We start from the raw sequence: 13,920 nt of genomic DNA, 5'->3' as shown, positions 1-13,920 counted from the left end.
ATAATATAAATCAATATTTTAAAAAATAATATATACTATAATAGTACAAAATATTAAAAAAATTGGAAAAAAAATGAATAATACGAAAATTATCAATGTTAATGATGAAAATTTCGAAAAAAATATATTGCAAGAAAAAAATTTTATATTAGTTGATTTTTGGGCAGAATGGTGTAATCCATGTAAAATGTTAGCTCCTATTTTGGAAGAAATCGCTACTGAGTATCAAGATAAGTTAATTGTAGCTAAAATAAATATTGATAAAAATCCCAATACAGCTCCTAAATATTCTATTAGGGGAATTCCTGCTTTGTTGTTATTTAAAAATGGAACACTACTAAAAACTAAAATAGGTGCACTTTCTAAAATACAATTAAAAACATTTTTAAATAAATATTTATTATAATTTTATATAGAATAGCGGTTTTTTAAAATTTATATAGAACCGCTAGACTGTTTAAAAAAATTATGATAAAATAAAATATATTTATGTTAAAAATTTAATTGTTTAACAAATTAATATAAAAAAGATGGATAATATAACCATATCAATTATAAACCTCATTTAGATATTTACCGCAAGTTTATTAAGAACCCACCATTATGAATCTTACCGAACTTAAAAATATGCCGGTTTCTGAATTAATTACTCTTGGCGAAAATATAGGGTTGGAAAATTTAGCACGTATGCGTAAGCAAGATATTATTTTTTCTATTTTAAAGCAACATGCTAAAAGTGGAGAAGATATTTTTGGAAATGGAGTATTAGAAATATTGCAGGATGGTTTTGGTTTTTTACGTTCAGCTGATAGTTCTTATTTAGCTGGTCCTGATGACATATATGTTTCTCCTAGTCAAATTCGTAGATTTAATTTACGAACAGGAGATACCATTTCTGGTAAAATTCGTCCTCCTAAAGAAGGAGAAAGATATTTTGCTCTTCTTAAAGTGAATGAAGTAAATTATGATAAACCAGAAAATGCTAGGAGTAAGATTTTATTTGAAAATTTAACACCGTTACACGCTAATTCTCGTTTAAGAATGGAAAGGGGAAACGGTTCAACAGAAGATTTAACAGCACGTGTTTTAGATTTAGCGTCTCCTATTGGAAGAGGACAAAGAGGTTTAATAGTAGCTCCTCCAAAAGCTGGAAAAACAATGTTGTTACAAAATATTGCTCAAAGTATAGCTTATAATCATCCAGATTGTGTTTTAATGGTGTTACTAATTGATGAACGTCCCGAAGAAGTGACAGAAATGCAAAGATTAGTTAAAGGAGAAGTTGTTGCTTCTACTTTTGATGAACCCGCTTCTAGACATGTTCAAGTAGCTGAAATGGTTATTGAAAAAGCAAAAAGATTAGTAGAGCATAAAAAAGATGTAATTATACTATTAGATTCTATTACCCGATTAGCCAGAGCTTATAATACTGTTGTTCCTGCGTCTGGGAAAGTACTTACAGGTGGTGTTGATGCCAATGCATTACATCGACCTAAACGTTTCTTTGGTGCTGCTCGTAACGTAGAAGAAGGAGGAAGCTTAACTATTATTGCAACTGCTTTAGTAGATACTGGTTCTAAAATGGATGAAGTAATATACGAAGAATTTAAAGGTACAGGCAATATGGAATTACTGTTATCAAGGAAAATTTCAGAAAAAAGAGTTTTTCCAGCTATTGATTATAATCGTTCCGGAACCAGAAAAGAAGAATTATTAACTTTACCTGAAGAACTTCAAAAAATGTGGATTTTAAGAAAAATTATACATCCGATGAGCGAAATTGATGCCATGGAATTTTTAATTAATAAATTAGCAATGACTAAAACCAATGATGAATTTTTTAATATGATGAAAAGATCTTAGTGTTATTAATATTAATAACATAATTCAAAAATTTTAAATTTATTTTTAAAAGGTATAAATTTATTAATATTTATTCCATTTTTTTTATAAAAAAGCTGGACATTATTTCTTAATAATTTTATTATTCATTTAAATAATAAATTTAATTTTGCGTCCGTAGCTCAATTGGATAGAGTTCTGCCCTCCGAAGGCAGAGGTTTCAGGTTCAAATCCTGTCGGACGCAAAGTATTTAAGTTAGCATTAATTTATAAAATTATTTTGGTGGTTATAGCTCAGTTGGTAGAGCGCTGGATTGTGATTCCAGTGGTCATGGGTTCAAGTCCCATTAACCACCCCAATTAATATAAATTTCGGCGAGTAGCGCAGTTTGGTAGCGCAACTGGTTTGGGACCAGTGGGTCGGAGGTTCAAATCCTCTCTCGCCGATAATTATTTTTTTTAAAAAATAAATTAGTGAATAAAAAATATAATAAATAGTATTATTTTATTAAAGTATTGATAATTTTTTCGTTGCTGATATTATAAATTATTTTAATATTATTCCATCCTAGTTCAAGTGCCAGATTAGCTATTCTATTACTTACAACAATTATTTTACAATTTAAAATCCATTTGTTTGTTTCAGAAATTGAAATAATTTTATGAAATTGTTTTAAAATTAAACCACTGGTAATTACTAATGTTTTTATATTTTTTTCTTTTAATTTTTTACCTATTTTAACACCATCAACATTATTGAAAATAATCTCATAACATTCTATTTTGTTAACTTTAACGCCATAATTTATAAGTCTTTTTTGTAATAAAGTTCGTCCGTACTTATTTTGTAAAATAATAGCTGTTTTATTTTTTATTTCTTTTGTATTCAATAAACTTATTAATTCTTCAGTGTTATACTTTTTTTTCGGATATACTATATTATGACCACTATATTTATGTAATATAGATCCAGTTTTAGGACCAATAGCATAATATTTTACAAAGGATGGCCATGTTACATTATTTTTATTTAGATAAATATTAGTATAATAAATAGCTTGTTTAGAAAGACTGAAAATCATATCTCTATTTTTTAATTGACTAATTTGATTTAATAACTTTTTTAATCCAGATCCTGGACGAAATTTAATTAAAGACAATAAATACGATTTAATTCCAACATCATGTAACATAGAAACTAATTTTTTACCTTCTGGTAAAGGACGAGTAATTAATATTGTCATTTTATTTTATTTTTATCAAAAAAAAATATTTTTTAATATTTTTAAAGCGCCTTTATTCAATAATTCAATAGCAAGTTCATTTCCCATATTTTCTCCAAAATTTGGTTTACCTATTTTTTCTCCTGATAGAAATATTTTTCCATCAGGAGAACATACTAAACCTCTTAACCACAATTCATTTTTAATTAAAACAGCGTAGCTAGCAACTGGAATTTGACATCCAGCATTCATTTTTTTACAAAAAGCTCTTTCTGCTTTTATAATCAATTCAGTATTTTTATCTTTTATTTTTTTTAAAAGCAAAGAGATATTGTTGTCCTTTAATCTATATTCAACACCAATAGCACCTTGACCACAAGAGGGAAGGGATAATTCTGCTGGTATAATTTGACTAATGCGATTTCTTAATCCTAATCTCTTTAATCCTTCTGTAGCTAAAATAATAGCTGTATACTTACCTTCATCTAATTTTTTTAAACGAGTATTAATATTTCCTCGTATTGGATGAATAATTAAATCAGGACGATATCTAATTAATTGTGCTTTTCTTCTTGGACTCGAAGTACCTATTATTGCTTTTTCAGGTAATTCATCAATGGATTGATAATTGTTGGAAACTAATGCGTCTAAAGCATTGCCTCTACTACAAATACTAGATAAACATAACTCCGATGGAATCGTATTAGGTATATCTTTCATAGAATGTACAGCTATATCTGCCCTATTTTCTAATAAAGCTAATTCTAATTCTTTAATAAAAAGGCCTTTTCCACCAATTTTTGATAAAGATTGATGCAAAATCATATCACCGCGTGTAACAATTGGTATTAATGTAACAATTAAATTAGGATAGAAATATAATAAAATTTTTTTTATAAAATTACTTTGTAACAAAGCTAAAGGACTTTTCCTAGTAGCAATTCTTAATATTTTTTTTAGCATTTTTTTATTTTTTAGAAAAATAGTTATACTTTTTAGTAATAATATTCTATGCTATCAAAATTTTCGTATATATATAGATATAGTTTCTTAATTTTTAATAAATATAATGCTTGTAAATAAATAAATAATCAACTAATTAATAAATTTATCAAAAAAAATAACTATTATTTAAAATAAAAATATAAATTTATTATAAATAATTTTTATTTTATTTTAAATTGTATCAATTCATTGCTTTCTTCTACACAAGTTTGAGTTAATATATCCCAAAAATTTTTTTTAGATTTATTACATATCCATTTTTTTTCTTTATATTCAAAATGATATCCATGCCTTTTTGTAGCTAACCAAATTTGTTTTAATGATTCTTGTCGATTAATGATAATTTTATTTTTGTTATCAAAAAGTATCGTCATAGTATGGTATTGTATTTCACAATCTATATCAGCGTTACCAAGGTAATTATCTAATACATCTTGTATCGAGAACATTAATTTATCTGCTATTTTATGGAATTTAATTATATTAATTTTTTCCCCCTTATTCTTTGTAATTATATATCTTTTAATTTATTGTGTTATAGATATACAATATTTTTATATTTAAAATAAAATATTTATGAAATATATTCATTGGAAACAGAATAATTGAAAAATAAATTTAAGTAAAGGATGAAATAATACTAAATATGTTAAAAAAAAATAAGATATTTTTTTCAAAGATGCATGGTTTAGGTAATGATTTTATGGTAATAAATAATATTACTCAAAAAATAGTTAATATTACACCAGCATTAATTCGTAATTTATCTAACCGAAATTTAGGAATAGGTTTTGATCAATTGTTATTGGTTAATCAATCAAAAGATCCTACTATAGATTTTTATTATCGTATTTTTAACGCAGATGGAAGTGAAGTGGAACAATGTGGTAATGGTGCGAGGTGTTTTGCTTATTTTGTGTATCTAAAAGGATTAACAAAGAAAAAAAAAATATCTGTTAGAACCAAAAAAACACATATGATATTAGAAATATTGGGAAATAACCAAATAAAAGTCAATATGGGAGAACCTATATTTAATCTTTCATTAATTCCATGCGAATGGACAGTACAAAAGAATTATTATTCTATAAAAATTTTTGATAAAAATTTAAAATTTGGAATAGTATCTATGGGTAATCCTCATTGTGTAACTATCGTTAAAAATTTATCTACTTATGAAGTAGAATCGATAGGTTCATTAGTATCTAATAATGTTGTTTTTCCTAATAAAATTAACGTCGGTTTTATGGAAATAGTTAATAATAGTCAAATAAATCTAAGAGTATATGAAAGAGGAATTGGAGAAACAAAAGCTTGTGGTAGTGGAGCATGTGCAGCTGTAGCAACGGGGATTTATAATAAATTGTTATCTGAACAAGTAAAAGTGTCTTTATCTGGTGGTGATTTATATATTACTTGGAAAGGATTAGGTAATGATATGTATATGACAGGACCTGCGACACATGTATATGATGGATATATTTTCTTGTAATAACTTTTACTAAAAATTGAATTTTTAATCTTATCTCAATTTTTTAATAAAAAACTATATATTTTAAATATATATTTATAAAATTAATCAACGTATATAAAAGAGAAAACAGTAATATTTATAGATTTTTTAAAATTTTGATATTATTTGTTATAATAAAACATTTTAATTTATATTTATCAATAATTTATATTAGAGAATATATTATGTGTTGTTTCCTTCCTATGAGGATTCTTAAGAAGAAAATTCTTCTGTATGTAAAAAAAAAGTATTTAAATTTAAAATCAGGAATATATATTCAAAAAAATAAAATACCGTTAAAATTAAATCGATCCATTGCAAAAAAAGAAAAAGTATATATAAAAAAAGGAACTAAAAAATTTAAAGAAGTAATTTTAGCGTTTTTTTCAGCAGGTTTATCTACATTTGCTATTTTATATTGTGTACAGCCTATTTTACCTTTATTTTCTGAAAAATTTCATTTAAGTCCAGCTCAAAGTAGTTTATCTTTATCTTCAGCAACTAGTATGATGGCAATTGGTATGCTTTTTACAGGACCTTTATCGGATTTTTTAGGTCGTAAAAAAATTATGTCTATTTCTTTATTTCTGGCTGCTTTTTGTACTATATTTTGTTCAACTGTGCATAGTTGGGAAGCTATGATTATCATGAGATCTTTAACTGGATTGGCTTTAAGTGGAGTAGTAGCTGTTGCTATGACGTATTTAAGTGAAGAAATAGATCCAATTTTTTTAGCTTTTTCTATGGGTTTATATATTAGCGGAAATACTATAGGCGGATGTTTAGGTAGATTTTTAACGAGTATTTTAGCTACTTATTTTTCTTGGGAAATTGCTTTAAGAGTAATAGGAATTAGTGCTTTAATAACTGCTGGTTTATTTTTATATTTTTTGCCGAATTCAAAAAATTTTAACAGTTCTCCTTTAAATACAAGAAAATTGTTTTTTGATTTTTTATTACAATGTAAAGATCCAGCATTATCAAAACTATTTTTTATAGGTTTTATTATTATGGGTAGTTTCGTTACTTTATTTAATTATGTCGGATATCGATTGATGTTATCTCCTTTTTATATTAATCAAACTATTATTGGATTTTTATCTTTATTTTATTTGATAGGTGTATATAGTTCACCACAAGCTGGTATTTTAACTGAGAAATACAATAAAGGAATTGTATTAATTAGTGCTTTATTGTTAATGATATCAGGTTTGTTTATAACATTATCTAATCAATTATATTTTATTTTTACCGGTTTGATATTATTTGCAGCAGGTTTTTTCGCAGCACATTCTGTAGCCAGTAGTTGGATAGGACATCACACCACTGTTAGTAAAGCACAAACATCATCTTTATATTTATTTTTTTATTATTTAGGATCCAGTATTGTTGGTACTTGCGGAGGTTTCTTTTGGTTTTCCGGTGGATGGACTAGTATTTCTTTATTTATTTTTAGTATTTTAATTTTAGGAATTTTTTTAGCTATACGATTAGATCGCATAGAAAAAAATAATCAATGATATTTATTTTAAATTTAATTTTATTTAATAAATAATATGATTTACGTAAAATTATTTTTTTATATATAAAATAATGATATAAATAATAATTTTATTTGCTTGTTAAAGAATATTTTTTAAATTAATTTTATTTTTATATAATGATATTATTAAGAAAGCTACTCATTCAAAATATAATTTTTTTTATTTTTTAAATAAAAGTATAACTATATATGTAATTTTTTAGCGTATTAAGAAGTAATTAATATCTTTAATTTTTTAATAATTAAAAGTAATTTTATTTAATATTACATTTATAATATGGAAAATAATTAAATTGTTCTTGTTAATATTATTTAATTTGTAATATTAACAAGAAAAAATGTATAATCCATGTTATCTTTAAATTATTATCTACTTTTTTATGAGCTAAAAATTTTTTATTTAACGATATTGTTGATATAAAAGATTATTCTTTTTTAAAAAAAATAGATAAATTAACAAAATATTTATAGATATTTTGTATCACTTAATTATTTTACTTTTTATGAATAAATTTTCACATATATTTTTATACGTATATGTAAATTATAATTTTAGAATATTAAAAATATTTTTTAAAAACTTTTAAGTAAAAATGACATTTTAAAAAAATACTCTCACTATTTATTTTTTGTTTAAGTAAATAAAATACGAAAATTGATATTTATTTTAAGAAATTCAATTTTTTAATATGAAATATATTTCATATTGGTACAAATATAATCATATTATTGTAATGGAGAATAAATATCGAAACGATGTTTTCTCGACAGAATACTAAATGTAGATTTTATTCCTGACAGATAATTGGCATGACGTGGTCTTTTTACAATTACACGTTTTTTAGAAAATTTTCTAGATAATTTTAATAATTTTTCAGAGTCTTGATCATTTCCAATTAATGATCTTAAAAAATACATATCTTTTTTAACTGTATTTTTTTTTGAAATAGGATACATTGGATCTAGATATATAATATCTGGTTTTAATTTCAATATTTTTATTATATTAAAACTAGAGTCATAAATCAAGCTCATTTTTTTTTTAAGTAACGTATTAATCGTATGATTTTTATAATTTCTTTGTAAGGCATCATCTAATAAAGCAGCAATAATTGGATTTCTTTCTATCATACAAACTTGACAACCTAAAGCAGCTAATATAAAAGCATCTTTACCTAATCCAGCTGTTGCATCTAAAACGTTAGGATGATAATTATCTTTAATTCCAACTGCTTTTCTTATAGCCTCTTTCTTAAGTAAGCAACTTTTTATTCGATATACCATTTTTTTGTTAGCAAAATCGATCCAAAAATTACCTAAATGAGGTTCATCTCTTTTAAATATTTCTAATCTATTTTTTTTTATAATTAAAGCCATAATTGATGATGGATCATGTTTTAATCCCCATTTATTTGTGATATTTTTTTTTTTAAAGATTCATCTATTATATAAATTTTCATATTTTAAATATTATTAATTATTAATTTTTATCTAAGAAAATTAGTTTTTTAATTGTATATGATAAAAAATATAATTTTATTATATTTACATATTTTGAAAATATCAAATTTTAAATAATTAATTTTTATTATCATATATGAATATTAATTCAATTAAAATTTATATTTATTAAAAATTAATTATTAAAAAAAATAATATTGTATATATATAAGAAATCCTTTTGTTAGTAAATGTTTTTGCATCAAAAGAATGTAAAAAAAGTATTAATTTTATTTAATTTTAAAAAAAAAAAGAATATTTTTAATTAATTCGATCTCTGATAACTTGACTAAAAAACTAAATTCAAGTAAAAAGGAAGAATAAAGAATAAAAAGAGGACATAACATTATGTCATCCGTAACATTTTCAAGTCAAACACAATTCTTTGATTTAAAACATAAAGTAAGAATAGAAGAAAATAAAAAAATTAAAGCATACATTAAAAATAAAGATGAAAAAGATTCTTCATCTATTTCTTTGCAAAAAGATACTTCAGTAAACTTAGTTTCTGAAAATAAATCTGATCTTTATAGTATATCTACTAGTAATATGCCTTTAATTAAAAAACATAAAATTGTAAGAAAAGATATTAGTCGCTACAGTTCGTCAAATGCGGATATATTAAAAATAAAAAAATATATAAGTGATTTTATTTCAGATGATCCAACTCATAAATTCATTTCACTTACATCTACAGAAATAAACAAAAATAATAATAAAGTTACAAAGGTTGCTAAAAAATTAATAAATTTAGGAGAATTGACTTTAAATTCTTCTATTTCTTTTACTAAGAAAATAATTCATAAATTTATACATCATTTTAATAAACCATCAGTAAACAAAATATTTGATGAAAAAATGATTAATAAAATATTAGGACAGAAAGAAAATATATCTACAAATAAAAATCATAATAATAAAATAAAATTTACAGATGATATAAGTAGCAACAATATATTACCAGAGAAAGAAAATTCCATAAATAACGTATCTCTTTATGAACCTGAATATCAAAAAGAAATTTTTACAGGTGAAAACCGAAAATATCTTGTTATTTGGAAGCCACTAAATAAATTAAATTCATCCGTACAAGCTGTAAATTTTGCAAACCAATATCAAGATAATTTTTATGCATTAAAAAATACAAAAAAATTAGATAAGAATTTTATTTATTTAGGAGATAACGCGTTATTGACTGTTAATGGAAATAAAGTTCGTAAATCATCACCAATGTCAATGTTATATTCATTTAAGAAAATAATACCAAATCTTGAATCTAGACAATTGCTTTCTGCATATTTAAACCCTGATATTTTTACTCAAGCTTATTATGACGTTTATTCTAGACATCCAGATTTATCTGAATGTGAACAAAAAAGACCTGTAATTTCATATAATGTTCAAGAATTAAACAATGGAAAATTTGAATTAACAGCAACAAATACAGCAGAATTAATGCCTCTTGATAAAAATTCTGTTAGTAGATATAATATTCTTGGTATTAAAACAAAAATTTTAATATCAAAAAATTCTGAACCTGAAATTACATATGCTGCTTTTATTGAATAAATAAAATAAATTAATATTTTATATTAATTTTTTTAAAATATTAATATTAAAAAATTTATATATATTTATTAAATAAAAAAATAGGAATATAAAATGGAATTTATATTCCTATTAGACTAATTTTATATTATTAAAATAGTTAGATATTTATTATCAAAAATTTATTTAAAAATTATATCTTAGATAAACTTAATAATTTTAGATATAATATATCTGGATCAGTCAGAAAAACAAAATTTATAAGTTACCAATAATTTTCACTAGTTATATGTCCAGGATTACGACGATAATGTTTTCGCATATTCTTAATTTCTAAAAGAATTTTTTGCGTATCTCGAACCATGTTGGGATTTCCACACAACATAACATGCGAACAATTAGAATTTAATTCAAGTCCTACTTTATTTTCTAATTCTTGATTTTTTATTAAATTTGGAATTCTACCCATAAGCGAGTTATCTGTTTTTTCTCGACTGATAATATTATGAGTATGTAATTGCCCTTCATATTTTTTTTTCAATTTATTTATAAGAGGAGTGTAATTCAATTCATCAATGTATCGTACAGCATGTATTAATATAATATTTTTAAATTTTTTAATTTTATCTTTTTTATCTTGTAATATCGATAAATAAGGGCCGATACCTGTTCCTGTTGCAAACATCCATAAATTTTTACATTCAGGTATTTCTGATATAGTAAAAAAACCAAAAGATTCTTTTGTAATTAAAATTTCATCATTTGGTATTAAGTTGTATAGTTTGTGCGTCATTTTCCCTGATTTAACTAATATTATATAAAATTCTATATTTTTATTATCAGGTGCATTAACATATGAATAAGCACGTTGTATTTTTTTTTCGTTTTTAAAAGATAATTTAGTAAATTGTCCAGCAACAAATGGTTTAATTGGTGCATGTAATACTATGCTAAATAAATGTGAATTCCATTTTTTTATTTTTAATATTTTTCCTGTTATCCATTGTGTCATTTTAAATTCCTATTTTTATATAATATTAAATTAAAAATATATTTAAATTTTATTTTTTATATAATTTTCACTAATAATATTGTTATTAAAAATACAATATAATATTTAAAAAATTGATAATAAATATTGTTATCTAAAAAATGATGTTAATCATCATGTAAAACAATTAGCAAAGGAAATATAAAATCTAAAAAATAGGAATATTTTTATATTTATTAAGAAAAAATAAATTAAATATATTTTATTTAGTACTGATTAATATTTTTGATATTAGATTTAAAATATAAATTATTAATTTAAACTTATTTGTTTTGAATATATTTTATTCTTTTAGGAATAACTTTCCTATTTTAGATAAATCACTAATATAGGAAAGCTAATAATAGTTTTATTAAAGAATTACAAAACAAATTTACTGAGATCTTCGTTTGATATTAATTTATCTAAATGTTGTCTTACATAATCATGATCAATATTAATAATTTCTCCATTTTTTTCACTAGCATGAAACGATATATCTTCGGTTAAACGTTCTAATACAGTGTATAAACGACGAGCTCCAATATTTTCCATGGATTCATTTACTTGCCATGCTGTTTCAGCTATACGACGTATTCCTTCAGGAGTAAAATTAATCGTTACTCCTTCTGTTTTCATTAAAGCTTTATATTGCATAATAATGGAAGTAGTAGGTTCTATTAATATTCTTTCAAAATCGCTTACAGTTAGAGCTTTTAATTCCACACGAATAGGTAGTCGACCTTGTAATTCTGGAATGAGATCAGATGGAGTAGTAGTTTGAAAAGCACCAGAAGCAATAAATAAAATATGATCAGTTTTTACCATACCATATTTAGTTGATATTGTACATCCTTCTATCAAAGGTAATAAATCACGTTGCACTCCTTCACGTGAAACATCTGGTCCTGAAGAAGAACTACTACGTTTGCAAATTTTATCGATTTCATCGATGAATACAATACCTTGTTGTTCTACAGCGTTTATAGCAGATTTTTTTAATTCTTCTTGATTAATTAATTTATTTCCTTCTTCTTCTTTCAATAATTTAATAGCATCTTTTATTTTTAATTTTCTAATACTCTTTTTATTCCCTCCTAGATTTTGAAATAGAGATTGTAATTGACCTGTTAATTCTTCCATACCAGGCGGAGCCATAATTTCAACTCCCATTGGATGAGTTGCTATATTAATTTCAATTTCTTTTTCATCTAATTCACCGTTACGTAATTTTTTTCGAAAAATTTGAATAGTACTGGAAGGTTGATTGGAATCGTCGGATTCTTTCCAATTTTTTTTTACAGTGGGAACTAATATATCTAATATTCTATCTTCTACTTTTTCGTTGACATGGTTGTTATTTTTTTTTATAGTTTGCATACGTACTATTTTAATAGCAATGTCTGTCAAATCGCGAATAATAGAATCGACTTCTTTACCAACATATCCAACTTCTGTGAATTTAGTAGCTTCTATTTTTATAAATGGAGAATCTGCTAACTTTGCTAATCTTCTAGCTATTTCTGTCTTACCAACACCGGTAGGTCCAATCATTAATATATTTTTAGGTGTAATTTCACATTTTAGTTCATTATTGAGTTGCATGCGTCGCCAACGGTTACGTAAAGCGATGGCTACAGCACGTTTTGCTTTTACTTGACCGATAATGAATTTGTTAAGTTCTCTGACGATCTCGCGAGGAGTCATTTCAGACATGGGGATAATCCTTACTTTTCTGAAGGTAATTCTTTAATAGTAAAATTATTATTTGTATATATGCAGATATCAGCGGCAATATAAAGTGATTTTTTTACAATTTGGTTAGCGGAAAGCAAACTATTTTCTAGTAAAGCTATTGCTGCTGCTTGTGCATAAGGTCCACCTGAACCAATGGCTATTAGATCGTTTTCTGGTTGAATAACATCTCCATTTCCTGTAATAATTAATGATGTTTCTTTATCTGCGACAGCTAATAAAGCTTCTAATTTTCGCAATATACGATCAGTTCTCCAATCTTTTGCTAATTCAATAGCTGATCGTAATAATTTTCCTTGATACATCGCTAATTTTTTTTCAAATAATTCAAATAATGTAAAAGCATCAGCAGTTCCACCAGCAAATCCCGCTATTATTTTTTTATGATAAAGAGATCTTACTTTTTTCACGTTTCTTTTCATAATAGTATTGCCTAAAGTAGCTTGTCCATCTCCACCAATAACTACTTTATCTTTTAATCGAATGCTTAAAATAGTTGTCACGAATTAAATCCTGAATTATAAAAATAATGTATCTAGTATACTTGAAATTTAATTTAATATTGTAGTGAAATATAAAAATATAATTAATCTAATGATCTAAATTAATCTAAAAAAATTAAAAGAAAAAGTACATAAGATATAAATTTCAAAAGATTGTTATTATTTATATAAATTTACATATTTTATTTTTGAAAAAAATGATTTTTAATTTTTCATTTTTTAGAATTAATTAAATATTAATTTTTATTTTTTACTTTTAAAAAATAAAAAAAAGTAACTATTTTTAAAAGTAATTATTTAATTAGTATTAATATACTAAGTATTTTTATAATTTATTATTATTTTCACTCAGATATAAATTTTAATTTTATTTTTTATAAATATACAATTTTTACTATATTATTTTATTTGCAGTTTCTTTCTTAAGATAGTATTAATATACTATATTAATGTTTAGA

At 23.8% G+C, this 13,920-nt stretch carries 12 protein-coding genes and 3 tRNA genes; 8 read left to right on the top strand and 7 right to left on the bottom strand.

From position 1 onward, the window contains the following. Positions 1–73: 73 nt before the first annotated feature. The 5 genes from trxA to AB4W77_RS02585 all read left to right on the top strand — a co-directional run bounded on the left by trxA (position 74) and on the right by AB4W77_RS02585 (position 2,289). On the top strand, positions 74–406 hold the full coding sequence (gene trxA / locus AB4W77_RS02605; RefSeq protein WP_367681439.1) for a thioredoxin TrxA: 333 nt from the start codon (positions 74–76) through the stop codon (positions 404–406). Between the two features lie 197 nt (positions 407–603). Continuing rightward, a complete protein-coding gene (gene rho, locus AB4W77_RS02600; protein WP_367681438.1) occupies positions 604–1,863 on the top strand; it encodes a transcription termination factor Rho in 1,260 nt (419 codons plus the stop codon). Between the two features lie 150 nt (positions 1,864–2,013). After that, positions 2,014–2,087: transfer RNA gene (locus AB4W77_RS02595), tRNA-Arg, on the top strand. Between the two features lie 38 nt (positions 2,088–2,125). After that, positions 2,126–2,201, top strand: a tRNA-His gene (locus tag AB4W77_RS02590). Positions 2,202–2,215: 14 nt separating this feature from the next. Next, positions 2,216–2,289, top strand: a tRNA-Pro gene (locus AB4W77_RS02585). 53 nt (positions 2,290–2,342) lie between these two features. On the opposite strand, the gene AB4W77_RS02580 is transcribed toward AB4W77_RS02585, so the two are convergent. From AB4W77_RS02580 to cyaY, 3 genes are all read right to left on the bottom strand, one after another. Beyond that, positions 2,343–3,086, bottom strand: coding sequence for a uroporphyrinogen-III synthase (locus AB4W77_RS02580; protein WP_367681437.1), 744 nt, complete (start codon positions 3,084–3,086; stop codon positions 2,343–2,345). A gap of 15 nt (positions 3,087–3,101) precedes the next feature. Further along, positions 3,102–4,028 carry a hydroxymethylbilane synthase gene (hemC, locus tag AB4W77_RS02575; RefSeq protein ID WP_367681436.1) on the bottom strand — a complete coding sequence of 309 codons (927 nt, stop codon included), beginning with the start codon at positions 4,026–4,028 and terminating at the stop codon, positions 3,102–3,104. Positions 4,029–4,231: 203 nt separating this feature from the next. Continuing rightward, positions 4,232–4,549: an iron donor protein CyaY gene (cyaY, locus tag AB4W77_RS02570; RefSeq protein ID WP_367681694.1), complete on the bottom strand. Its 318-nt coding sequence runs from the start codon at positions 4,547–4,549 to the stop codon at positions 4,232–4,234. A gap of 185 nt (positions 4,550–4,734) precedes the next feature. Between cyaY and dapF the strand changes: the two genes are divergently transcribed. Together dapF and AB4W77_RS02560 are read left to right on the top strand one after the other, a co-directional pair. Beyond that, a complete protein-coding gene (gene dapF / locus AB4W77_RS02565; protein WP_367681693.1) occupies positions 4,735–5,562 on the top strand; it encodes a diaminopimelate epimerase in 828 nt (275 codons plus the stop codon). 206 nt (positions 5,563–5,768) lie between these two features. Then, positions 5,769–7,103, top strand: coding sequence for an MFS transporter (locus AB4W77_RS02560; protein ID WP_367681435.1), 1,335 nt, complete (start codon positions 5,769–5,771; stop codon positions 7,101–7,103). 749 nt (positions 7,104–7,852) lie between these two features. On the opposite strand, the gene AB4W77_RS02555 is transcribed toward AB4W77_RS02560, so the two are convergent. After that, entirely contained in the window at positions 7,853–8,545 is a 693-nt protein-coding gene (locus tag AB4W77_RS02555; RefSeq protein WP_367681692.1) for a class I SAM-dependent methyltransferase, read from the bottom strand. 429 nt (positions 8,546–8,974) lie between these two features. Between AB4W77_RS02555 and AB4W77_RS02550 the strand changes: the two genes are divergently transcribed. Next, the gene (locus tag AB4W77_RS02550; protein WP_367681434.1) at positions 8,975–10,195 is read left to right on the top strand and encodes a hypothetical protein; all 1,221 of its coding nucleotides are present in this window, start codon (positions 8,975–8,977) and stop codon (positions 10,193–10,195) included. A 244-nt stretch (positions 10,196–10,439) separates the two neighbouring features. Here AB4W77_RS02550 and AB4W77_RS02545 read toward each other — a convergent pair whose 3' ends face one another. The 3 genes from AB4W77_RS02545 to hslV all read right to left on the bottom strand — a co-directional run bounded on the left by AB4W77_RS02545 (position 10,440) and on the right by hslV (position 13,462). Beyond that, entirely contained in the window at positions 10,440–11,186 is a 747-nt protein-coding gene (locus AB4W77_RS02545) for an FAD-binding oxidoreductase (RefSeq protein ID WP_367681433.1), read from the bottom strand. 399 nt (positions 11,187–11,585) lie between these two features. Then, positions 11,586–12,920, bottom strand: a complete 1,335-nt coding sequence (gene hslU / locus AB4W77_RS02540) for an HslU--HslV peptidase ATPase subunit (RefSeq protein WP_367681432.1) — start codon at positions 12,918–12,920, stop codon at positions 11,586–11,588. 11 nt (positions 12,921–12,931) lie between these two features. After that, positions 12,932–13,462 (bottom strand): ATP-dependent protease subunit HslV, encoded by a 531-nt coding sequence (gene hslV, locus AB4W77_RS02535; RefSeq protein WP_367681431.1) that lies wholly within the window; start codon positions 13,460–13,462, stop codon positions 12,932–12,934. Between the last annotated feature and the right edge of the window lie 458 nt (positions 13,463–13,920).

Source organism: Buchnera aphidicola (Pemphigus immunis) (genome assembly GCF_964059115.1).
Lineage (GTDB): Bacteria > Pseudomonadota > Gammaproteobacteria > Enterobacterales > Enterobacteriaceae > Buchnera_C > Buchnera_C aphidicola_C.
The sequence above is the reverse complement of the archived record's forward strand: the minus strand, read 5'-3'. Positions and strand labels throughout refer to the sequence as shown.

Bases quoted from the DNA above. Each gene is read 5' to 3' on its own strand.
- AB4W77_RS02550 (WP_367681434.1), top strand. From the start codon at position 8,975: ATGTCATCCGTAACATTTTCAAGTCAAACACAATTCTTTGATTTAAAA.
- AB4W77_RS02580 (WP_367681437.1), bottom strand. From the start codon at position 3,086: ATGACAATATTAATTACTCGTCCTTTACCAGAAGGTAAAAAATTAGTT.
- hemC (WP_367681436.1), bottom strand. From the start codon at position 4,028: ATGCTAAAAAAAATATTAAGAATTGCTACTAGGAAAAGTCCTTTAGCT.
- rho (WP_367681438.1), top strand. From the start codon at position 604: ATGAATCTTACCGAACTTAAAAATATGCCGGTTTCTGAATTAATTACT.
- AB4W77_RS02560 (WP_367681435.1), top strand. From the start codon at position 5,769: ATGTGTTGTTTCCTTCCTATGAGGATTCTTAAGAAGAAAATTCTTCTG.
- hslU (WP_367681432.1), bottom strand. From the start codon at position 12,920: ATGTCTGAAATGACTCCTCGCGAGATCGTCAGAGAACTTAACAAATTC.
- AB4W77_RS02545 (WP_367681433.1), bottom strand. From the start codon at position 11,186: ATGACACAATGGATAACAGGAAAAATATTAAAAATAAAAAAATGGAAT.
- trxA (WP_367681439.1), top strand. From the start codon at position 74: ATGAATAATACGAAAATTATCAATGTTAATGATGAAAATTTCGAAAAA.